Consider the following 22,938-nt stretch of genomic DNA (forward strand, 5'->3'; position numbering starts at 1 on the left):
TTTACCTTAATTTATTTTTTATACGGCTTCTGCCCCTGCAATAATCTCTATCAAATCCTTAGTAATCAGATCTTGTCTAGATCTATTAAGTTTTAGTGTTAATTTATTAATAAGCTCCTTAGCATTTTTTGTTGCATTATCCATTGCTGTCATTCTAGCTCCTTCTTCGCTAGCTCTATTTTGTAGTAGAGCATAATTAATTTGAGCAGATATATAAAGATTAATCATATGCAAAATAAGCCCTTCACCTTCATATTCATAGCTCAAATATTTCTCATTTGAACATAGCTGTTTTTCAATTGGCAATATTTGCTTTTTAGTTGGAATCTGTATCATAGCATTTTTACAATTGTTAAAATATATTTGACAATTGCTAATTCTAGAATCCTCTATCATCTCCATCAGTTTTTCTTTGACCTGAAATGACAAATTATTATTATGAGTTTTTGGAAATTCATAATAATTATCAATATAATGGGAATATTGCCCCTTAAATACATCATAACCCTTTTTGCCAATAATAATAAGCCTTACTTGTTTACCAGCATTTTCCAAATTTGCAATATCAGATTTTACCTGCTTGGACAGTAAAAAATTAAAAGCTCCGCACAAGCCTCGTTCGGAAGTGACTACTATTAGTAAATGTAACTTATTTATATTAGACCTATTGCATAATTCTACTTCTGCAATAGGTCTATTCACGTCACCTTGGTATAATAATTCTTCCGAAAAAAATTTTTTCTGTTCGAGAGGCATATCCTGTAAATTATTGCTAGATGCCACACTAGACATTATATCCTGCAGAATCCCAATATAATCCTCTGAGTCCTTAACTTGGTTTTTGGCTTTTGTAAACTTAGTAGCCGAAACTATCTGCATAGCCTTAGTAATTTTTTGCGTTGTTGTAATGCTCTTAATACGAGATCTTAACTGTTTTAAACCTGACATAGCTACCTAATTAATCTTAACCTGAAGTCGATTTAACTTACTGAACAAGCGTTAAAGTTTTGCACAAAATTTTCTAAGAAAATTTTTAACTTTTGTTCCATTTCTTCAGTAACTCGTCCTTGCTCTCTAATAGATACTAAAATATCGTTTTCACTCAGTTTTATTTCTTGTAGCATTCTACGCTCAAATTCTTTTATTCGTTCAACAGGAATACTATCAAGATAATTCTTTACCCCAGCATAAAGACTAACCACCTGTTCCTCAATAGGGAAAGGGTTATATTGATCCTGCTTCAATATTTCGCTAAGCTTTGTACCATGTGAAATAAGTTGTTTAGTTGAAGCGTCTAAGTCTGAACTAAACTGAGAAAAAGCTGCTAATTCCCTAAATTGTGCTAACTCAAGTTTCACACTTCCTGCCACTTGCTTCATAGATTTTACTTGTGCTGCTGATCCTACCCTACTCACGGATATACCAATATTTACCGCTGGTCTGATACCTTTATAGAACAACTCATTTTCTAAAAAAATCTGTCCATCAGTAATTGATATAATATTGGTTGGAATATATGCGGAAACATCACCTGCTTGGGTTTCAATAATTGGCAAAGCCGTAAGAGAGCCACCACCAGATTCATCTGACATTTTTGCTGCTCGTTCAAGTAACCTAGAATGTAGATAAAATACATCTCCTGGATAAGCTTCACGTCCCGGCGGTCTTCTAAGTAGTAGTGAGATTTGTCTATAAGCAACAGCATGTTTACTTAAATCATCGTAAATAACTAGTGCATGCATACCATTATCACGAAAATACTCACCAATACTACAACCAGTGTAAGGAGCAACATATTGTAACGCAACAGGATCAGAGGCAGTAGCTGCTACAACTGTGGTATATTCCATTGCTCCTGAGTCTTCTAATCTTTTTACTACCTGTGCAATAGTCGATCTTTTTTGACCAATAGCTACATAAATACAATAAATTTTATTTTTTTCATCACCGTCAAGATGAGCTTGTTTTTGGTTAATAATAGTATCGATAACAATAGCGGTTTTACCTATTTGCCTGTCACCAATAATTAACTCCCTCTGACCTCTACCAATAGGAATTAGGGCATCAATTACTTTAATGCCCGTTTGCACCGGCTCTGTAACACTTTTTCTAACAATTATCCCAGGAGCTTTTTCCTCTATATTCCTATATGTATCAGTTATAATCTCGCCTTTACCATCAATAGGATTTGCCATACCATCAACGACCCTACCAAGCAACGACTTACCAACTGGTACTTGTAAAATCTTTCCAGTTCTTTTTACCGCATCACCTTGTTTGACTTCTCGATCACTACCAATTAATACAATACTTACAGAGTCTGTTTCAAGATTAAGAGCTAGACCTTTTACTCCTGACGCAAACTCAACTACCTCGCCAGCTTCCACATTATCAATACCATATACCCTAGCTATACCATCACCAACCGTTACAACCTGCCCTACTTCTCGTAAATCGCTAAGCTGATCAATGTTAGCAATTTCTTTTTTTAATATTTCAGCAAGTTCGACAGCCTTTAATTGTTGGGTAGACCCCATAGTTATTCCTCATATAAAATTTATTTAACCTATCTTTGTAGCTTTCAAGGTTTTCGTTATTTTTTCTAACATTCCAACAATAGAATAGTCCCTAACTATGCTATCATATTGTACCACAATACCACCAATAATTGACTGATTTCGGTGGAAATTTATGACAACCTTCTGCTGAAACTCATCTGCTAAATATTTTGTTAACCATTCTTTCTCTCTAGTTTGCAAAGATTTAGAAGAAGTTACTTTTACCATTTTAATATTTCTGCTGTTATTAAGTAGTTGTTGGTATAATACTATTATGTTTGATAAAATAGGCATACGTGAATGCCTTAGTAATATTAACAAAAACCGCTTAACTATAGATTCGATATTAAAGGTTTCTGTAATTAACTCAATTATTTTACATTTGTCAATATCCTTTACTATCGGAGAAAATATAACAACCTTGATTTGCGGATTATCCTCGATAAATTGATTAATAATGCTAATCTGCTGTAATATTTTATCTTCCAAGCTACTTGCCAATGCATTATCAAATAAAGCAGAAGTATAGTTACGTACTAATTTATTGTTAATCATTATGTTTTTATATCCATAAAATTCTATAATCTTAGCGTCTTATATACTCAAATGATTTGGAGAATGGAGACAATAAACAAGGAGTGAACGAACGCAAGCAGTATATGAAGTACGTAAGCACACGAATCTCCCACAAGTATTTGCAAGAACCAATTCTTCAAAGCAGAAGAGTATATATGATCCGTTTTTATTATGCTAAAACTAAATCAAACAATAATAAACCACATACAGCCAAGAAAACAAGCCATGCACGATTGCCCATAATACAGAATGGTTTATATTAAATGAAATAGCCATAGCAAGTGCCGCACCAAATGACACGCCATGCTGCATAACAATGTTTATTCTCCTCCTTGGTGGATAAACTCCATAATCTTCACGGTTCATTTTACTCATTTTTTTTCCTCATATTAATTCTAGGACAATTTATAACATAATTTATGCTTACCACTAAGTAACAAAAAGAATTTTTTTAATTATATATGAATAGCCCTACCATAAGCCTGCAATACTGACTCACCCATCATTTCAGATAAAGTTGGATGAGGGAAAATAGTATTGATTAAATCAAGCTCTGTACCTTCCATAGTTCTAGCAATCACATAACCTTGAATTAGTTCAGTAACCTCTTCGCCTATCAAATGGGCTCCTAACAATTCACCAGTCTTTACATCAAAAATCGTTTTAATCATCCCTTCAGTACAACCATCAACCAAGGCTTTACCATTAGCGATAGACGGGAATCTGCCAATTTTCACTTGGTAACCAGCTTTTTTCGCTTGTTCTTCAGTAAGTCCTACACTAGCAATCTGAGGTGAGGAATAAGTACAGCCTGGAATATTACGTTTCTCTATAGGATGAGCTTTAAGCCCCGCAATAGTTTCTACAGCAATAATACCTTCATGACTTGCCTTGTGGGCAAGCCATGGCGCTGATGTTACATCACCTATTGCATAAATGCCTTCCTCTGAAGTTTGCATAAACTGATTGGTAATAATATGACCTCTATCTATTTTTATATTAGTTTTTTCTAAATTAAGGTCTTCTATGTTACCAACTATACCCACGGCTATAAGCAAAATTTCAGCTTGTATCTTGTAATTTTTTTTATTTATCTCAACTTCAACTACAACATGATCTTGGGTTTTGCTATGATTTAACAATTTGCTATTAGTATGAATTTTTATGCCTTTCTTTTCAAAGGTTTTTTGTGCCATTAAAGAAATTTCTTCATCTTCAGCCTGTAATATCCTATTTTGCACTTCAATTACAGTGACATTTGTTCCTAAAGCATTATAAAATGAAGCAAATTCTATACCAATCGCTCCTGATCCAACGATAATCATAGATTTTGGTAATTTATCAAGAACCATAGCCTCTTTGGAGGTAATAACTTGCTTGCCATCCGGCTCAAATCCATCTAAGATTCTAGACCTTGCACCTGTTGCAATTATTATGTCCTTTGCTTTAATCAAAATTTTTTGACCATTATTATTGATCTCTACTACCTTGCCTGTTCCTAGGCTAGCCGTGCCATCAATTATCGTAACCTTATTTTTTTTTAGCAGAGATTTAATACCAGATGTTAACTGCGTCGATATATCTCTAGAACGCTGTACTATTTTTTTTAGGTCAAAACTTGCTTCACCTACTATAATACCATAATCTTTAGCATGTTTAATTTTTTGAAATAATTCAGCTGATTTAAGCAATGCTTTTGTTGGTATACAACCCCAATTTAAGCAAACTCCCCCTAAATGCTCCTTCTCAATCAACACAACTTTTTTATTTAGTTGTGCGGCCCTAATTGCAGCCACGTAACCACCTGGTCCACCACCAATAATCGCTAGATCATAATTTTCCATTAATATATCCACTCATTCTTTCTAGATTTCTTTTATAACTTAATTTAACGGAAGAGTCTATTATTGAAATTTATAACAAGTTTGATTTTTTATACCTTTATGAGTTAGGATACCTTCCTTAACCCCAAAGATTAGATCACGACTGGCCGACGCAGAAGAAATATTCTTATGTAACAGAATATAATCTTTCCTTGAAAACCAACTATTTGGTAATTTTATTTTAGCAAATTCTAACCTAGACTTAGGAGTTTTGACTTGCGATACTACATTATTAACATATAGTTGCAGAGCTTTTAGTATCTGTGTTGCCATAAATTCAATGAATAAGGTAGACTCCCCTACTTTATCACACTCAGCTAAAACGTCATAGTACTCACTTTGTTCGTTTTTTATTAGTACCTCTACCGAAATATATTTAAAAATTGGATTTGCTTTCATTAATAATAATTGTTGCCATAACCTACCCATTCGTCCATTACCATCTGAGAAAGGATGGATAAATTCTAGCTCATAATGAAATAAGCAAGCTTTAATTAGCCACGGAATATCCTTGTTTTCTTTTATGAACTGAAATAATTTATCAATTAATAATGGAACACGATTAGCTTTAGGAGCTATATGAGATATTTCATTGCCTTTAAATATGCCAACTCCGCTAGCTCGAAAATAGCCATTATCAACTATTAACTCTTGCATCAATAATCTATGTGCCTCTAATAAACAATCTATTGATAATGGATTTAATTTATGTAAATTATTGTATAATTTAATGGCATTGTTAACTTCAATAATATCATTTTTAGGACCTAGCACCGGTTTTCCATCAATTATATCGGTTATTTGGTCTAAACTTAAACTATTACCTTCAATTGCTAAAGAAGAATGGATAGTCTTTATTTGGTTACTTTTTCTAAGTTTTACTGCAGGCAAAGAAAGCTTAGCTCCGGATAGAATACCAAGCTCATATGCAATATCTTGTAGTAATGTAAGTATTTTATTACTTACTTGAAAAGGTGGTTTTTTACTCATAAAATGATAGTATCATATGATACTATCATTGGCTATAAAATAATATTAGATTTTAAATACAGAGTAATTTGAACTTTGCAGCTATATAGGCTTAATAACGGCGTTGGGATGATAAGCGAGAGTCCTCTAGCCTCCGTAATTTCTAGTATTTAGTATGTACTAACATCGGTTTTAATCATATATTTCACGTCTATGTCCTACATCAATAACCAAGATCAGCGATTCGTTATTACTGATATTGCAAATAATTCTATAATCATCAACTCTGTAACGCCAAAGACCTTTCTTCTCTCCAACAAGACTTTTGCCAAAATCATGAGGATTAATAGAGATTCTGCTTTCCAAATAGTGAATTATACGTTGTTGTGTATCTTTATTTAATTTTGAAAATTGTTTTCTACTACGATCCGTAAACAGAATACTATAAGCCATTTTCCTTTTTAATTTGATTTAATGAATAAGTTTTAAAACCATCGTTATAAAACTCATCTAAAGCTTGCCTGCCAATTGTAAGATCATTTTGATCGACTAAATATAACTCTACAGCTTTTCTTAGTATATAGGCTTTACTACGGTCATGCACTTTAGCAAAAGTTTCAATTTGTTCATTTAACTGATCATCTACGTTAAAAGATAAAGTATGCATAATTAAGTTACTCTTAATAAATTTAATTAACTAGAATTGTCAATATACTATATTAATAATAATTTTTAAATTAGATTTTAAACATGAAACATCAGCAGATTACTTTAGATAAACTAGGGTCTGATATTAACATTCCAGTAAGATATAGTACTAAAGCCAAACGAATTAGCATTAGAATAAACCACACAGGAGCTGAATTAGTTTTACCTAATAAAAATTTTAATACAGGATATAAATTTTTGTTAGAAAAAGAATCTTGGGTTAGGCAAAAACTGCAAAAATTCTTAAACAAGCCCTCCTTTGATTATAACACAATAACAGTCTTTGACGAAGTATATTCGTTATTAAATATTGATGCAGATTATGAAAAAGTACAAATCACGGATGATGTTATTCAGATATATTCTTTACCCTCACAACACAAAAGTACTTTAGTAAGGTTTTTAAAAGATATGTTTTTACTAGAAACCACAAAACTGGCTACTCTTCTAGCAAAAGAACATAATATAAACTTTACTAAAATTAAAATTATGAATAATAAGGGCAAATGGGGAAGCTGCTCTAGTAAGGCTGTACTTGCTTTTAATTGGCGTCTTATTTTTGCTCCAAAAAAAATATTAAAATACTTAGTGGTCCATGAAATGTGTCATATAATTGAAATGAATCACAGTCCTCGTTTTTGGAATTTAGTAGCAAGACTTTATCCTGACTATAAGTTGGCTAGATTATGGCTTAAGGAACATGGCAATACTCTCCATCAATATTTAATGTCTTAGTAAGTCTATTTGTTTTTGATAATCTTTTGATTGAAAAATAAAATTACCTGATACTAAAATATCAGCTCCAGCTTTTATACAGTTCTTACCGGTAACATCATTTATTCCTCCATCTACAGAAAGCAATATATTTTTGCCGGAATTTTTAATTTTTTCCGAAATAATTTTGACTTTCTCTAGCTGATTCTCTATAAACTTTTGGCTAGAAAAACCGGGGTTTACGGTCATTGCTAGAATTAGATCTACTTTATCAATAATATAATCTATAGAATTTGGACTTGTAGAGGGAAGTAATGCCACCCCAGCTTTTAATCCTAAATTTTGAATAGTACTTAAAGTTCTGTCAAGATGAATAGTGGTTTCAGGATGGATAGTGATAATATCCGCTCCGCTACTAGCATAGTCTTTAATCGAATATTCCGGGTTATTAATCATTAAATGTACGTCAAATGGTAATGTAGTGTGAGGTCTTAAAGCTTTTATTATAGGAGGTCCAAATGTTAAGTTAGGTACAAAATGTCCATCCATAACGTCTATATGGATCATATCAGCGCCAGCTTCTTCCAAAGAACTGATTTCTTTTTGCAAATTAGCAAAATCTGCTGACAGTAACGAAGGTGCGATCTTAATTATTTTCACTTTTGTTTTTATCCTCAATATGAACTTTTTGGCTATTTTTTCTTCTTGCTATATTCTGTTTTAAAGCACTAGACAGTTTTTGAAATTTACTCTCACTAAATTTACTCCCACTATTTTGCAATTTCTGCTGCTTTTCCTTTGTTATAAAACCCTTCCTATAAACTTTTTTAAGTTCTTCACTGCATTCTATAACTATTCAAATAAATTTCTACTATCTTTTCGACATTTTATTATTATACTACAGGTTATGATTTTATAATGAACTAGTATAGCCATAATGAATCAACATATTGTAAACTCTCCTGAATCACTTGATGAAAAACGCAATAATGCCCGTCAAGGTGGGGGAGGAGAGAGAATCGCCTTACAACATAAAAAAGGTAAGCTTACTGCAAGAGAAAGAATAGAAGTATTGCTAGATCCTGAGAGTTTTGAAGAAACAGGAATGTTTGTTGAACATAGATGCAGTAATTTTGGCATGAACGACAAAAAATTTCTTGGGGACGGTATAATAACTGGACATGGTACCATAAATGGTAGATTGGTTTTTGTGTATAGCCAAGATTTTACGGTATTCGGTGGATCCCTTGGTGAGTATCATGCTAAAAAAATATGTTCCCTACTCGATTCTGCTCTAGCGGTAGGAGCACCAGTTATTGGGATAAATGATTCGGGAGGAGCAAGAATCCAAGAGGGAGTCGATGCTCTCGCTGGTTATGGTGAATTATTCCAACGTAATGTAATTGCTTCTGGTATCATTCCGCAAATCACCTTAATTATGGGACCTTGTGCTGGTGGTGCTGTTTATTCTCCTGCCTTAACAGATTTCATATTCATGGTTAAAAATACTTCTTATATGTTTGTAACAGGACCAGACGTAGTTAAAACTGTTACAGGTGAAGAAGTAAGCCAAGAACAACTTGGCGGAGCAAAAATGCATACTACAAAGAGTGGTGTTGCTGACCTTGCTTTTAAAAATGATATAGAGCTACTTCTAGAAACTAGAAGGTTTTTTAATTTTTTACCTCTATCAAATCGTAGTCCCCTACCACATCGTCGTACCGAAGACCCAGCTGATCGGGTTGATATGTCCCTAAACACCTTAGTCCCAAGCATTCCGAACAAAGCTTATGACATGAAAGAATTAATTGAGCGTATTGTTGATGAAGGAGAATTTTTTGAGCTGCAACCAGATTTTGCTAGAAACATTATAATCGGCTTTGGTTATATGGAAGGAAGACCTATAGGATTTGTTGCGAATCAACCATTACATTTAGCTGGCTGTTTGGATATTAACGCATCAAGAAAGGCAGCAAGGTTTGTTCGTTTTTGTGATGCGTTTAATATCCCAATAGTAACTCTAGTTGATGTACCAGGTTTTTTACCTGGCACTGATCAAGAGCATAACGGAATTATTAAACATGGAGCAAAATTGTTATATGCGTACGCTGAAGCAACTGTACCAAAAATTACCATAATTACTAGGAAAGCTTATGGTGGAGCTTATATAGTTATGAACTCAAAACATCTTCGTGGTGATGTGAATTACGCGTGGTTCAACTCAGAAATTGCAGTACTTGGAGCTGAAGGAGCTGCTGAAATAATATTTAAAGAAGAATGCAAAGATACAGAATCAAAAAAACGAAAAATCCAAGAGTATAAAGATACTGTTACTTCTCCTTTCACTGCAGCATCTAGAGGATACCTAGACGATATTATAAAGCCTCAAAATACTAGATGGCGTATATGTAAAGCACTAAACTTTCTTCAAAACAAAAAAATACAATTACCATGGAAGAAGCATGATAACTTACCACTTTAGTATACTTAAGCACGAGATTTTATGACTAAACCATTATTTGATAAAATTTTAATCGCCAATCGTGGTGAAATAGCTTTGAGAATAATGCAAACCCTAAAGAAGATGAGTATTAAATCAGTTGCCGTATATTCTGAAGCAGATACACATTCAATGCATGTACAATATGCTGATGAAGCTTATTATATCGGCAATTCTCCTGCCACTGAAAGCTATTTGTCAATTAAAAATATTGTAAATGCTATTAGAGCAAGTGGTGCTTCAGCAGTACATCCAGGATATGGATTTTTATCAGAAAATTCAAATTTTGCAAATATCTTAAAAAGGGAAGGAGTTGCCTTAATAGGTCCCAATGCTTCTGCTATTAAGAAAATGGGTGATAAAATTGAAGCAAAAAAAATCGCTATGGAAGCAGGAGTCAGCACTGTCCCTGGCTATATTGGTACTATCAGCAACATAAATCAGGCTATAGAAATTGCAGAAAAAATAGGTTTCCCTGTTATAGTTAAGGCAACAGCTGGCGGTGGTGGTCGTGGAATGAGAGTAGTAAAAAACTCCGAAGAAATGGCTAATGCCTTTGAATCAGCTAAGCTTGAGGCAGTAAATAATTTTAGCGATGGTAGATTATTCATTGAAAAATTGATTCAGTCCCCTAGGCATATTGAAATACAATTATTAGCTGATCAGTATGGTAACAGTGTTTGTCTTGGTGAGCGAGAATGTTCAATTCAACGTTATCATCAAAAAGTGATTGAAGAAGCCCCAAGCTCCTTTATTACCGAGGAAATACGGCAAAAAATGTATAAAGAGACCATAGCTTTATCTAGCAAGGTAGGTTATTACTCAGCCGGGACAGTTGAATTTATAGTTGATTTAGATAAGAATTTTTATTTCCTTGAGATGAATACTAGGCTACAAGTTGAGCATCCAGTAACTGAACTGATCACTGGTATTGACATAGTAGAAGAGATGATAAAAATTGCTGCTGGTGAAAAATTATCATTTTCTCAAGAAGATATAAAATTAAAAGGGCATGCGTTTGAATCTAGAATTTGTGCAGAAAACCCCATGCGTGGATTTCTGTCGTCTAGCGGTAGAATTACTGAATATTCAGAACCACCAAAAAATGCTAACATACGTGTGGATACAGGTCTTGGACTTGGTGGAGAAGTCAGTATGTTTTATGATTCAATGATTGCAAAGCTTTGTACTTACGGAGAGACTAGAGAACAAGCTATTGAGGTTATGCGTTCTGCTTTAAGTGCTTACATAATACAAGGTATTTCTCATAATATTAGTTTCTTAGAAGCAGTAATATCACATCCTCGTTTTATAGCAGGTGATATAAATACCGCGTTTATAGAAGAAGAATATCCAGATGGTTTTTCTGGAGCAAGCTTAACTTCTGAAATCACTAAAATATTCCTAGCTACAGCCATTTTTGTTTATATTGCGGAGCAAAAACGTGCTTCGTTAATTTCTGGTCAAATAGTCGATCAAACTAATAAAATCGGTACTAGATGGGTTGTATCAATTGATGATAAACTATTTCCAGTTTTAATTAAATCAGTAGATTATGGTTATAATATAAGACAAGAAAATGATAGAATTTATATCCGTAGTAACTGGAACTTAGGTAGTAGACTCTTTTCCTGTATTGTAAATGGTAGAAAAGCCAATGTAAAAATTGGTAATATCTTAACAGGTTATATGTTATCACATTCAGGTATTACTGTTAAAGCTTATGTCCGTTCTCCACGGATGTCTGAACTAGAAGCGTTGATGATTACAAAAAATATCCAAGAAGAGCAAACAGAGCTGCATGCCCCGCTTGCAGGACAAATTATTGCAATTAAGGTTCAAGAAGGTTGTAAGGTAGTTATTGGTCAAGAGATTATGGTTTTAACTGCTATGAAAATGGAAAATATACTTGTTGCTGAACGTAATGGGAAAATTGCTAAAATCTTAGTTAATGAGAAAGATCAGGTGGTTAGTGGGCAGGTGTTACTTGAATTTGCTTAGGTTAAAACTATAGACTTACTGCATAAGTCAATCTAGTTGGTGATTTTGTCGTCGAAACTCGCCTCCGCTCCTCACGTACGTCTGTGTACGCGAAGGTAGCCGGCTTCGTTTCTCCTAAAAATCCCTCAACTATCTTTGATTTATGCAGCAAGTCTTATATCTAATAATAGCTTGAAAATTAATTGTAACTAGCATACTCAAATGATTTTGAATAATAAAAATGTTGAATTACTTTTATCGAGATCTTAAAAAATATTGTAGTAGCGGTAAATTAATATTTGTTCTAATAATTGTAGCCATTATATTGGCTTGCTCGACTTATTATGTGATTTCAATTGAGTCGAAATCTCTTGGTCCAGACCCAAGTAGAGTTATAGGGCTTATATTAGTAGATCTTGCTGTATTCTTACTTTTAGGCATTTTATTAGCTCGTAAATTTTTACGAGATTTTATTGATAAAGGTGAAAGGGAGACGTCTTCGAAATTACAAAATCGTATCATTATTGCCTTTAGCTTAATTGCTACAATCCCAACCATTATTGTTTCAGTCTTTTCAGCATATTTTTTTAATTTTGGCATTCAATCTTGGTTCGATAAAAAGATTTCTGCTGTGCTTGATCAGTCGATAATAGTCGCAGAATCTTATATAGACGAACATAAACTACAGTTACGAGAAACAGCATTATCTGTCGCTGATGATTTAACTGAGATGTATTATAATCTAATACATAATCCCCTTTCATTTAATGAAGCATTAAATACTGAAGTTGAGATGCGTTCTCTTGATGAAGCTATAGTTTTTCATAGACCTACTAATACTGTTATTGCTAATACATTCTTAAGTTTCGCAATTTCATTTGCTACTATTCCAGCTCATTTAATGAAAAGAGCTGAGCTAGGAGAAATTGTTGAGATAAAATCTGATCCTAAAAAGATTCGAATGCTTACAAAACTTAAAGATCATAATGATATATATTTGTTGGTAGGTAGATTGATTGATGCTAAAATTATTGATCATATTGATAAAACTAACGGTGCAGCTGAAGAATATTATCGTCTTAAAAAACATATATCCAGTATGCAGATCAAATTTTCTATAGTATTTATTTTTATTGCTTTATTACTGCTATTAGCTGCAATAAGCTGGGGGATGATTTTTGCTACAAAGATAGTAAAGCCTATTCGGAAATTAGTGATTGCTACTGAAAAGGTTAAAAATGGTGACTTAACTATTCAAGTACCAGAAGACCTTGTTAATAAAGATGAAATAAGCGTTTTATCCTCAGCTTTTAATAGGATGATTAAACAAATTGACCATCAACAAAGAGATCTAGTTATAGCTCAGCGTGCACTTGCTTGGTCTGACGTAGCAAGGAAAGTAGCTCACGAGATTAAGAATCCTTTGACACCTATTCATCTTGCCTCCGAAAGATTACTTAGGAAATTTAGTAATCAAGTTGAAGATAAGACAGAGTTCAACAAATACATACAGATGATTGTACGTCATACTGACGATATTAAGAAAATTGTCTCTGAATTCGTTAATTTTGCAAGACTACCAGCCCCAATATTTATGGATTGCGATCTAGTAATTCTTATAAAGAATATGGTTGAATCACGAAAATTAATTAATGATAAAATATTATATAAATTCATCACAACTGATCAACACATAGATTTTATCTGTGATACAACTCAAATTAATCAGATTATGGTTAATTTATTAAAAAATGCCGAAGAATCTATAGGACTTACTAGATTTCAACAAGGTGTTATTGCTGTTTCTATAACCAAGTCTAACCATCAGATCACTATTACAGTAAATGACAATGGAGTAGGATTCCAAGCAAATTTAATTGATAGGGCTACAGAACCCTATATAACAACTAGATCTAAAGGAACTGGTTTAGGACTAGCCATTATCAAAAAAATAGCACAAGATCATTGTGCAACACTAGAGTTAGCAAACAAGTACGAGGGGGGAGCGATTGTCAACATAACATTCAACCTTGATGAATTAAAATTAAAGATCAATAATTCGAAGTCGATAAATCACATTTTCACTTAATATTCTTTCCTTACTTTACCTCTTTCTTGGCGACTCTCTTATATTTAAAGTCATGCTTTATAACAATATACTTAATCTGTAATCGTGATTTTTATCACATATTAGTAAATCTTTCTTTAAAAATAAAATTATAAATACAGTTTTTACTTTCCCTCTCTATGACAATTGCATTAACATTAATTAATCTTTAATAAATAAATTAACTGATAGGTAATAAAATGGTTTTATTTAACAAGTTACAAAATAATTCTCTTATTAATAGATCTAATAGATATATATCTAATAGATCTTTAGTAACAAGGTGCATAATTTTTCTTTTTTTGTTTATTCTGTTTTTTTTATTACAAGGATTTGGTACATCTAATGTTTTGGCAGCAGGATTAAGAAATGAGCAAATAAATTTATATCATCCAAACCCAACTATTAATAGAGAATACTTTGAAAATGAAATAGAAACAACTTGGCAACTTATTGATGAAGCTCGTGATGAGTTGAAAAGACTAGAACAAACACGTAATTCACAAATAATAGACAGATTTGGGGATTATGACAATGAGTTGAAAAAAGAATTTGGTTCACAAAACAATTATTATCTAGGAACACTTAAGTTACTAGAAGCAAATTATTTAACATTACTTGATTTACATAGAAACTATAGTTTCAAGAAAGAAATGATCGAAGAAAAAATATTAAATAACGAAACACGGAAAGGTATAAAGGAGAAAGGTTTAACCGCAATAAAGCAACTAATAAAGAGAAATTCTAAAGAATATGATAAAGCTCAATCAGACGCTGAACGAAAGGCTTTGGTAGAAAAGGAAGAATCTTTATCAAAAATAAAAAAAGAATTAGAAGAAGCCTCATATCAAGATGCTGTATATTTGAAGAATGAGAATAACAAACAAGGAGGGAGCGAATATAACGTAGTAAACACAAACCCCGAAAGTATTTACGAAGACAATTTTTCAGATCATTCAAGTATAGTTAAAATTTTAAAAGAAATAGACATATCTCCACAAGACCTAAGGTACGATGATAACACAAAAGAAACTCTTTATATTAATCTTAAGGAAGTAAATCAAAAGTTAGAAGATTTGGCACAGGATATGAGTAACATAGAACAGCAAGAGTCAATACTCAACCAAGAAAAAGATCATTACGACAAACTATCAAGTGCTATCAATATAAAAGAAGATAAAATCCGCAAGTTAGAAGAAACAAAACAATACTTTGAATCTAAGTTAGATTGTAAAGAGGCTAATAATTCATTACCTACTTTACCAAAGAAGAAATTTAAGAATGTGGCAGCATACATTATTTCTATTATCAAAGCACAACCTCAAGCTTCTAATAGTTTGATGTCAGTAAAATCACCTTATATATCTCTTAATGACCCACCTCCAAATCCAAGCTTAAGTATGCAAACAGAGATATTACCATACCAAGTAGAGGATTCTGTTGTTATGCCTCTAATATCAGATACCACTCAGCCTAATAATCAAACGCTAACCGATAAAGCTATACCACTAGTAAACACTAAAAGTTTACACAACGAATTTCAAGAATTTGCAACAGAAGATGACGGTAATAATCAACGTAAGGAGATTATTACTCGCAGACATAGCATCGAAACAGAACAACCTAAACATTATCAAGATAATAAAACTATTACTCGTACGTTTAGCCTCAAACTCCCCCGACCCCAATCACTAGACGAAGGATTTTTCTCTCATCACAGCAGCATACCAGAATCTGAAGAGGAAGAGTGGAGCGACTCTGAAGATGAACCACTCATAGATACTCCCAAAAGGTTTTCACGGTCATCTTCATTAGCACCACTCGATCCACAATATTATTCAAGAAGATCATCAGATACCTCAAATCTTGATTCTAGTGATGAATCCTTAGATAGTAAACTAGATGACGAAGAATCTAAACCGCCAAGATTATATAGAAGATATTCTCCAACTCTTCCTATATTGCAATCTCAAGCTCCAAAAATAGATAGAACTCAAAATGTTGCATCCTTTCAAAATAGTACTGAAGCAGCAGTAGTAACATTTCCCCCACCAATAACTCAAGAACAATCTTCAACAATGCACGCAGTAGTTGAGCAAGTTGTAGTATACAATGCGGACAATAAACAAGGGGTAAACGAAAACAACTTAGAGCTACATGAATATTATAATCCACCGAAACTTTATAAAACTAAAAGGCAGAAAAGGAGTATAGCTGTACATGATATATTCGATGAAGATAATCTTGGATTAGAAGAATTATTTAAAGAAGAGGCTGTGCCAATAGTAGCTTATGAGCAACTTCTTGAGGCTGAACATGATGCAGATGAACATCTTGTAGCTGATCATCAACCTCTCGTAGCTGCACCTCAACCTCCTGCAAATGTAGTCCATGTAGAAAATAATCCTCCTGCAGTTCAACCTCTTGCAGCTGCACCTCAACCTCCTGCAGATGTAGTCCATGTAGAAAATAATCCTCCTGCAGTTCAACCTCTTGCAGCTGCACCTCAACCTCCTGCAAATGTAGTCCTCGTAGAAAATAATTCTCCTGCAGTTCAACCTCTTGAGGCTGTACCTCAACCTCCTGCAAATGTAGTCCATGTAGAAAATAATCCTCCTGCAGTTCAACCTCTTGCAGCTGCACCTCAACCTCCTGCAAATGTAGTCCATGTAGAAAATAATCCTCCTGCAGTTCAACCTCTTGAGGCTGTACCTCAACCTCCTGCAAATGTAGTCCATGTAGAAAATAATCCTCCTGCAGTTCAACCTCTTGCAGCTAATGAGCAGCATCTTATACCTAATGATCAACCTCAGAAGGATGAACATGATATATTTGATGAAGATAATCTTGGGTTAGAAGAATTGTTTAAAGAAGAGGATGTACCAATAGTAACTAATGATCAAGCCCAAGAGGCTGAACATGATGCAGATAAACGTCTTGTAGCTAATGATCAACCTCAGAAGGATGAACATCTTGTAGCTAATGAGCAACTTCCTGAGCCTGAACATCCTGCAGATGAACAGCTTATATCTGATGTTCAACCTATTGCAACTGCAACTGAACCCCAAATTTCTGCAGAAACTACAATATTAGCTGAAAAAGAATCTTATATCTCACCTATTAATTTTGATATCGAACAAAATATAGCAAAATATACTACATATATAGAATTTGATTACTTGGATTTAATTTCAAACGCTTTAAGTACTCGAAATAATCTATTAAAACCTAATAGGGTAAATATGGTAGCGGCAGGGGATAATGATTATTATATTAAAAAAGGAGGGTGGATTCAAGTTATGAACTCTACTAGCAAACAAAAAGGAAATACTTTACCCTTTAAAAATAATCAGCAAGGCTTCGTTCTAGGTTTTGATGCACAGCCTCTTGATGAACTTATTATAGGAATCGCATATGCTAATGCAAATTCATATACTAAATTTCAAAGCATCTTTAATGACAAGCAAAATATTATTTTACATGTAGCTGCAGTTTACAGCAAATATACATTATCACAAAATATGTATCTGAGTTCTTATCTTAAATATGGTAAAGCCTTTATTAAAAATCTAGGGAAAAGAGATACTATATCAATTAATAGCAAGACTAACGGTTATGTAGGACGTGCGAAGCTTGAAACTCACTATAAAGTTGATTTAGATAAATTTTTGTTCAAACCAATGGTAGGAATAATATTTGATCATTTTCTAATCAAAAATTTTACAGAATATAGGAAAGATTTTAATATTAATGTACCAACTAGGAAAGGAAAAAGAGTATCATTTGAAACTGGAATTGATTTCAGTAAACGCATTTTAGTAAGAAATATTTCAATTATTCCTAAGGTACACTTTAAACTAGATCAGACTGTTCTACTAAATAATTCAACCGACATCATTAATTTTACTAGCATAGAACACCATACTCAAACAGTAGCTATCACAAAATCTCTAAGACCATCTCCAAAGAATGTTATGTACACTTTAGGAGGTTGTATAAACATGCAATCTGTATCAGCACTTGAATTAGGTGCTGGTTACGATTATAGTTTAAAAAAAAGTTTTACTACCCACTCTTTCTATGTTAATGGATCAGTGAAATTTTAATACAAGTTGCTAATTATTACATAATTAGCAACTTTCGTTAAGGATTTCTACTACCACCTACATTTCGGTTAGGTTTTTTATGAGCAAGTCCTTTCATATCTAGAGAACCATCTAGAGCAGGGGTGGCATTAGCATCATGTAATAGCTGAGACGCATCCTTAAAAAGAGGGTCAGCTGTTACACGATCAGGTTGCAACCCGTGAACAGCAGCTGAATTTACCTTAATATTACCCTGGACATTTCTAACGATTCCTACATATTCTCCTTTGTTTTTAAGGACTTCTTGCTCAAGTTGCTCAAGAGTGCTTTTATCTACTGGTAAAGTATAAGTTTTACCCTTACGTTTCAAATATAAAGGTGACTTATTGTCATCAGAACAAGAAAATATTTCTGTAGGTTTGGTCAGATGCACCAACTTGCCATTCTTATAGTGAGCAGTCAAATATACAGCATCTTCTTTACCAATATTACGTCCATTTGTATCTTGCACTGCAAAAGACATATGACACGCCCCCTGCATATCTATAGATAACGGTATATTTACCATACGAGCATTTTTAATTTCTTCTCCCTCTCTAGTTTTATATTTAGCATTTTTGTCATCATGACTTACATCATAACTCAATGTTGTTTCATTTATTGTTACAACATCCTTACCGTTTTGCTTCAAGTTAAAGCTTTTACCTGATTCTGGGGATATAATATTTTCTTGCCATGCAATATCTTTATACTCAGCTGCAAATTTTTTATGAATATCTGTATAGCCTCTTTGTTCAATATTTTCTATCTCTCGTAGTACATTTGAGTCCCGAAATGCTTCGGATAATTTACCAACATTTTCTTGGGCAAATTGAGCAAAACTGCTTGTAGATTGCAAAGAACATTTATTAACAATTGGCTGAACTTGCTCTCTTGACAATTCCTTAAAAGCTTGCAATATTTTATCATCGTCATAAACATTACCCTTAGTCTTATCCTGAACTAATACTTTATCTACAGACACGCCACTATCCATCACTGGTCTATACTCTGTACCTACTGATTGATACAACTTTTGCCTATTATCTGTTTGGCTATCAACTGCTCTAAACTCTTTAGTAATAGTCTCTGTTTCCGTACCTATTGACTTACCAGCTATATTATCCGTTTGAATCTCAACTTCATATGCTTCTGGCTTAATTTGCAACTTTTCCAATTGACTTAGAAGTGCGGCATTTTGCCTTGCAAGAGCAGCTATCCTAATATCCTTATCTCTAAGCTCTGTTACCCTAGCCTGTTCATCTTTTTGGATTCTTTGGGCATGTTCCTTAGCAACCTCTAACCTCCCCCAAAGTTCATCTATATACCCTTTTTGTTTTGTTACTAAAGCATTATACTTTAATTTTTCTGCTGCACTAAGTGTTTCTAGCTGATTTTTTGTATCTTTTTTTATTTTTTCTAACTGAGATTTTAACCCCTCATTCTCGTCGGTTACTTTATTTAGCTGAGTTTTAAAGTTTTTATTTTGGTCATCAGAAATAAGTTTATCCAACGTTAGGTCTTCTTGAACTTCGGTTAATTCTTTTTGAATTTTCTTTAGCTCTGCCTGTTGTTTTTCGTATTCTGCCTCTAAATAATTATACTCTAAATCTTTTTTTCCACTAAGTGTTTCTAACTGTTTTCTTTCATTTTCTATTTCTTCTAACTGAGTTTTTAAACTATTATTCTCATTGGTTAACCCACCTAGCTGATCTTGTAGTTTTTTAGCCTGCTCACTTTCTTTTCCATGCAATTTTTCAGCTTCAAGCAATTTCTCATTAGTACTGGTTAATTCTTCTTTCGTCCTTTGTAGCTCTATCTGTTTTTCTTGCTGCTCTGATTTTAGTTTTGATAATTCCTCGTTTATTGTTTGCAATTCTACTGCAGCTGCCTCTGATTGTCCTTTAAGCATTGCTTCATAGACCAATCGTGCTGCCTGTAAGTCGAGAGTTGCTGATTCTTTTTCTTTAGTAAGTCCTGCTATTCGACTTTCTGCCCCTTCTCTTGTTTCTTTTAAGTTAGTTGTTAATTGATGCTGAGCCTCGGTTAATTCCTCTACCTGATCTTGTAAAATTTTAGCCTGCTCACTTTCTTTTCCATGCAATTTTTCAGCTTCAAGCAATTTCTTACTAGTACTGGTTAATTCTTCTTTCGTCCTTTGTAGCTCTATCTGTTTTTCTTGCTGCTCTAATCTTAGTTGAGATAATTTCTCGTTTATTGTTTGCAATTCTACTGCAGCTGCCTCTGATTGTCCTTTAAGCATTGCTTCATAGACCAATCGTGCTGCCTGTAAGTCGAGAGTTGCTGATTCTTTTTCTTTAGTAAGTCCTGCTATTCGACTTTCTGCCCCTTCTCTTGTTTCTTTTAAGTTAGTTGTTAATTGATGCTGAGCCTCGGTTAATTCCTCTACCTGATCTTGTAAAATTTTAGCCTGCTCACTTTCTTTTCCATGCAATTTTTCAGCTTCAAGCAATTTCTTACTAGTACTGGTTAATTCTTCTTTTGTTCTATCTAGCTCTGTCTGTTTTTCTTGCTGCTCTGATTTTAGTTTTGATAATTCCTCGTTTATTGTTTGCAATTCTACTGCAGCTGCCTCTGATTGTCCTTTAAGCATTGCTTCATAGACCAATCGTGCTGCCTGTAAGTCGAGAGTTGCTGATTCTTTTTCTTTAGTAAGTCCTGCTATTCGACTTTCTGCCCCTTCTCTTGTTTCTTTTAAGTTAGTTGTTAATTGATGCTGAGCCTCGGTTAATTCCTCTACCTGATCTTGTAAAATTTTAGCCTGCTCACTTTCTTTTCCATGCAATTTTTCAGCTTCAAGCAATTTCTTACTAGTACTGGTTAATTCTTCTTTCGTCCTTTGTAGCTCTATCTGTTTTTCTTGCTGCTCTAATCTTAGTTGAGATAATTTCTCGTTTATTGTTTGCAATTCTACTGCAGCTGCCTCTGATTGTCCTTTAAGCATTGCTTCATAGACCAATCGTGCTGCCTGTAAGTCGAGAGTTGCTGATTCTTTTTCTTTAGTAAGTCCTGCTATTCGACTTTCTGCCCCTTCTCTTGTTTCTTTTAAGTTAGTTGTTAATTGATGCTGAGCCTCGGTTAATTCCTCTACCTGATCTTGTAAAATTTTAGCCTGCTCACTTTCTTTTCCATGCAATTTTTCAGCTTCAAGCAATTTCTTACTAGTACTGGTTAATTCTTCTTTTGTTCTATCTAGCTCTGCCTGTTTTTCTCGCTGCTCTGATTTTAGTTGTAATAATTCCTCGTTTATTGTTCGTAATTCTGCTACATAATTTTCTTTTGCTTTACTATACTCTAAATCTTTTGCTCCACTAAGTTCTAATAGCTGTTCTTTTGCATTTTTCTCTGTCTCTTCTAACTTAGCTCTTAAATTATCATTTTCACTGGTTAACTTATCTATCTGATCTGACAAAGATCCATCTGATTCACTTAGCTCCTGTAGTTCATCTGCCCAATTTTTCTCATTAGTAGGCATACTAAATTGTTTCTGCTCTTTTTCTCCTTTCAGACCTATAATCTCGTCTTGGAGGTCATCTATTAATTTTTGATGTGCTTGTATTTCTTGCTTTGTAGACAATTGTAGCTGTGTTAATTGCTGGTCTAAATTATCTGCTCTTGCTTTTTCAACACTAGTCAGTTCTTTTTGCTGTTTTATCAGTTCATTAATCTCAATTTGACGTTTCACTGACGCCTCAGCATCATTAGCTCTTTCTTGTAATATAGAATACTGGCTAACTGAACCTTCTTGTTGTTTTGCACTGGATAGAGGGGGGTAAGATTTTTGTTCCAATTGCTTTAATTCTTCAAACAACTGCTCTTCTTTTTGCTTGCTTTGTTCAATGATTTGAGTTTTTTGCTCTATTTGACCTTGGATTTTCTTTATTTCTTCTTCTCGTAGTTTTACATTTTTATATTGCTCCACTATTGTAGAATTTTCTGCTAATATAACTTCTATTTCTTTTTCTATCTCCGCTTGCTGTTCCTTAAACAATTTTTGTAGTATTGGCTGAACATCAACTGCCAAATTATTAGCTAAATCTTTCTTTTCTAACTTCTTTTTTTGCTCGATTAAATTTCCATCTCTTTTTTCTAAATTCTGCATACTGGCATTAAGCTCGGTCATAAGCTGCGAATTTTTCTCAAGCAACTCTTTTTTGTCATCTTCTTTAAGCAATTCACTTCCTTCAAGAAATTTAGCAAATGCCTCTTTGTGTTCAATGCTCCTATGAGAAGTATTTTGTCCATCTTCACGTAAAAACTGCTCAAACTCTCGGCATATCTCAAGATTTAATGCAATATTTTCATATTGCTGTTTGATCAGTTCTAACTCTGAGTCTATAAATTCATTTTGTTCTTGAACTGCTTGTATTATTGCGTCTGCTGATTGAGCAGCTAGGTGTCCTTTTATTTTTTCCTGCTGTTTCCAAAGTTTTCCCAACAATTCTAATGCATCATTATCTTCTTGCTGCAAATTATCTTTTAGAGTATCTAATGCTTTTTGCTTGTCTTGAATATCTTTTTGTAGACCTTTAAGGTCTTTATCAGCTTCTTCAAACATACCCTGTTCAGTTTTCATCTTTTCTTGAAGTTGTTTTATTGCGGATAAAGTTTCTTCTGATTCTGGTAATGACATTTTATTTACCCATAGTTTAAATTATCTAAATTAATATTATAAAATTATTTGAGTATAACTATAACTTCAAAAGTTGTTAAAAACAACTTTTAGAAGTAAAATCTTTAGATTATTGAAAATTCTCTATCAGGAGTTTCGCACTTTATATAATTAACCTAGGTTCTG

Annotated in this window: 16 protein-coding genes; 5 read left to right on the forward strand and 11 right to left on the reverse strand. The window is 33.4% G+C overall.

Annotated features, from left to right (window positions below; translation table 11 throughout):
• Positions 1-18 precede the first annotated feature (18 nt).
• From atpG to ACFEL2_RS06680, 8 genes are all read right to left on the reverse strand, one after another.
• Positions 19-948, reverse strand: coding sequence for an ATP synthase F1 subunit gamma (atpG, locus tag ACFEL2_RS06645; protein ID WP_375331842.1), 930 nt, complete (start codon positions 946-948; stop codon positions 19-21).
• Positions 949-980: 32 nt separating this feature from the next.
• A complete protein-coding gene (gene atpA, locus ACFEL2_RS06650) occupies positions 981-2,537 on the reverse strand; it encodes a F0F1 ATP synthase subunit alpha (protein ID WP_375331843.1) in 1,557 nt (518 codons plus the stop codon).
• Positions 2,538-2,561: 24 nt separating this feature from the next.
• Positions 2,562-3,113, reverse strand: a complete 552-nt coding sequence (gene atpH / locus ACFEL2_RS06655; protein WP_341751783.1) for an ATP synthase F1 subunit delta — start codon at positions 3,111-3,113, stop codon at positions 2,562-2,564.
• Between the two features lie 201 nt (positions 3,114-3,314).
• Positions 3,315-3,509: a hypothetical protein gene (locus tag ACFEL2_RS06660; protein ID WP_341751782.1), complete on the reverse strand. Its 195-nt coding sequence runs from the start codon at positions 3,507-3,509 to the stop codon at positions 3,315-3,317.
• Between the two features lie 80 nt (positions 3,510-3,589).
• Complete coding sequence (lpdA, locus tag ACFEL2_RS06665) at positions 3,590-4,978, reverse strand: dihydrolipoyl dehydrogenase (protein WP_341751781.1); 1,389 nt, start codon at positions 4,976-4,978, stop codon at positions 3,590-3,592.
• A gap of 60 nt (positions 4,979-5,038) precedes the next feature.
• On the reverse strand, positions 5,039-6,007 hold the full coding sequence (locus ACFEL2_RS06670; RefSeq protein ID WP_375331844.1) for a Fic family protein: 969 nt from the start codon (positions 6,005-6,007) through the stop codon (positions 5,039-5,041).
• A gap of 171 nt (positions 6,008-6,178) precedes the next feature.
• Positions 6,179-6,439 carry a type II toxin-antitoxin system RelE family toxin gene (locus tag ACFEL2_RS06675; RefSeq protein WP_341751779.1) on the reverse strand — a complete coding sequence of 87 codons (261 nt, stop codon included), beginning with the start codon at positions 6,437-6,439 and terminating at the stop codon, positions 6,179-6,181.
• Positions 6,429-6,653, reverse strand: coding sequence for a DUF6290 family protein (locus ACFEL2_RS06680; protein ID WP_341747822.1), 225 nt, complete (start codon positions 6,651-6,653; stop codon positions 6,429-6,431). Before ACFEL2_RS06680 ends, ACFEL2_RS06675 begins: the two co-directional genes overlap by 11 nt.
• 83 nt (positions 6,654-6,736) lie before the next feature.
• Between ACFEL2_RS06680 and ACFEL2_RS06685 the strand changes: the two genes are divergently transcribed.
• A complete protein-coding gene (locus ACFEL2_RS06685; protein WP_375331845.1) occupies positions 6,737-7,429 on the forward strand; it encodes a M48 family metallopeptidase in 693 nt (230 codons plus the stop codon).
• On the opposite strand, the gene rpe is transcribed toward ACFEL2_RS06685, so the two are convergent.
• Both rpe and ACFEL2_RS06695 read right to left on the reverse strand, forming a co-directional pair.
• A complete protein-coding gene (gene rpe / locus ACFEL2_RS06690) occupies positions 7,418-8,068 on the reverse strand; it encodes a ribulose-phosphate 3-epimerase (RefSeq protein ID WP_375331846.1) in 651 nt (216 codons plus the stop codon). The two genes, ACFEL2_RS06685 and rpe, sit on opposite strands and share 12 nt — an antisense overlap.
• Positions 8,055-8,189 carry a hypothetical protein gene (locus tag ACFEL2_RS06695; RefSeq protein ID WP_341751776.1) on the reverse strand — a complete coding sequence of 45 codons (135 nt, stop codon included), beginning with the start codon at positions 8,187-8,189 and terminating at the stop codon, positions 8,055-8,057. Before ACFEL2_RS06695 ends, rpe begins: the two co-directional genes overlap by 14 nt.
• Before the next feature lie 156 nt (positions 8,190-8,345).
• Between ACFEL2_RS06695 and ACFEL2_RS06700 the strand changes: the two genes are divergently transcribed.
• The 4 genes from ACFEL2_RS06700 to ACFEL2_RS06715 all read left to right on the forward strand — a co-directional run bounded on the left by ACFEL2_RS06700 (position 8,346) and on the right by ACFEL2_RS06715 (position 18,101).
• Entirely contained in the window at positions 8,346-9,890 is a 1,545-nt protein-coding gene (locus ACFEL2_RS06700) for an acyl-CoA carboxylase subunit beta (RefSeq protein ID WP_341751775.1), read from the forward strand.
• 21 nt (positions 9,891-9,911) lie between these two features.
• Positions 9,912-11,909, forward strand: coding sequence for an acetyl/propionyl/methylcrotonyl-CoA carboxylase subunit alpha (locus ACFEL2_RS06705; RefSeq protein WP_341751774.1), 1,998 nt, complete (start codon positions 9,912-9,914; stop codon positions 11,907-11,909).
• A 220-nt stretch (positions 11,910-12,129) separates the two neighbouring features.
• A complete protein-coding gene (locus tag ACFEL2_RS06710) occupies positions 12,130-13,977 on the forward strand; it encodes a sensor histidine kinase NtrY-like (RefSeq protein ID WP_375331847.1) in 1,848 nt (615 codons plus the stop codon).
• Positions 13,978-14,195: 218 nt separating this feature from the next.
• The gene (locus ACFEL2_RS06715) at positions 14,196-18,101 is read left to right on the forward strand and encodes an autotransporter domain-containing protein (RefSeq protein WP_375331848.1); all 3,906 of its coding nucleotides are present in this window, start codon (positions 14,196-14,198) and stop codon (positions 18,099-18,101) included.
• A gap of 37 nt (positions 18,102-18,138) precedes the next feature.
• On the opposite strand, the gene ACFEL2_RS06720 is transcribed toward ACFEL2_RS06715, so the two are convergent.
• The gene (locus ACFEL2_RS06720) at positions 18,139-22,773 is read right to left on the reverse strand and encodes a hypothetical protein (RefSeq protein ID WP_375331849.1); all 4,635 of its coding nucleotides are present in this window, start codon (positions 22,771-22,773) and stop codon (positions 18,139-18,141) included.
• Positions 22,774-22,938 lie beyond the last annotated feature (165 nt).

It is taken from the genome of Candidatus Tisiphia endosymbiont of Temnostethus pusillus (genome assembly GCF_964264675.1).
Lineage (GTDB): Bacteria > Pseudomonadota > Alphaproteobacteria > Rickettsiales > Rickettsiaceae > Tisiphia.

What these genes read in the sequence shown, in the direction of transcription:
- ACFEL2_RS06675 (WP_341751779.1), bottom strand. Translation starts at nt 6,439, where the DNA reads ATGGCTTATAGTATTCTGTTTACGGATCGTAGTAGAAAACAATTTTCA.
- ACFEL2_RS06700 (WP_341751775.1), top strand. Translation starts at nt 8,346, where the DNA reads ATGAATCAACATATTGTAAACTCTCCTGAATCACTTGATGAAAAACGC.
- ACFEL2_RS06705 (WP_341751774.1), top strand. Translation starts at nt 9,912, where the DNA reads ATGACTAAACCATTATTTGATAAAATTTTAATCGCCAATCGTGGTGAA.
- ACFEL2_RS06715 (WP_375331848.1), top strand. Translation starts at nt 14,196, where the DNA reads ATGGTTTTATTTAACAAGTTACAAAATAATTCTCTTATTAATAGATCT.
- ACFEL2_RS06670 (WP_375331844.1), bottom strand. Translation starts at nt 6,007, where the DNA reads ATGAGTAAAAAACCACCTTTTCAAGTAAGTAATAAAATACTTACATTA.
- ACFEL2_RS06720 (WP_375331849.1), bottom strand. Translation starts at nt 22,773, where the DNA reads ATGTCATTACCAGAATCAGAAGAAACTTTATCCGCAATAAAACAACTT.
- atpG (WP_375331842.1), bottom strand. Translation starts at nt 948, where the DNA reads ATGTCAGGTTTAAAACAGTTAAGATCTCGTATTAAGAGCATTACAACA.
- ACFEL2_RS06680 (WP_341747822.1), bottom strand. Translation starts at nt 6,653, where the DNA reads ATGCATACTTTATCTTTTAACGTAGATGATCAGTTAAATGAACAAATT.
- atpA (WP_375331843.1), bottom strand. Translation starts at nt 2,537, where the DNA reads ATGGGGTCTACCCAACAATTAAAGGCTGTCGAACTTGCTGAAATATTA.
- ACFEL2_RS06660 (WP_341751782.1), bottom strand. Translation starts at nt 3,509, where the DNA reads ATGAGTAAAATGAACCGTGAAGATTATGGAGTTTATCCACCAAGGAGG.
- ACFEL2_RS06710 (WP_375331847.1), top strand. Translation starts at nt 12,130, where the DNA reads ATGTTGAATTACTTTTATCGAGATCTTAAAAAATATTGTAGTAGCGGT.
- lpdA (WP_341751781.1), bottom strand. Translation starts at nt 4,978, where the DNA reads ATGGAAAATTATGATCTAGCGATTATTGGTGGTGGACCAGGTGGTTAC.
- atpH (WP_341751783.1), bottom strand. Translation starts at nt 3,113, where the DNA reads ATGATTAACAATAAATTAGTACGTAACTATACTTCTGCTTTATTTGAT.
- ACFEL2_RS06685 (WP_375331845.1), top strand. Translation starts at nt 6,737, where the DNA reads ATGAAACATCAGCAGATTACTTTAGATAAACTAGGGTCTGATATTAAC.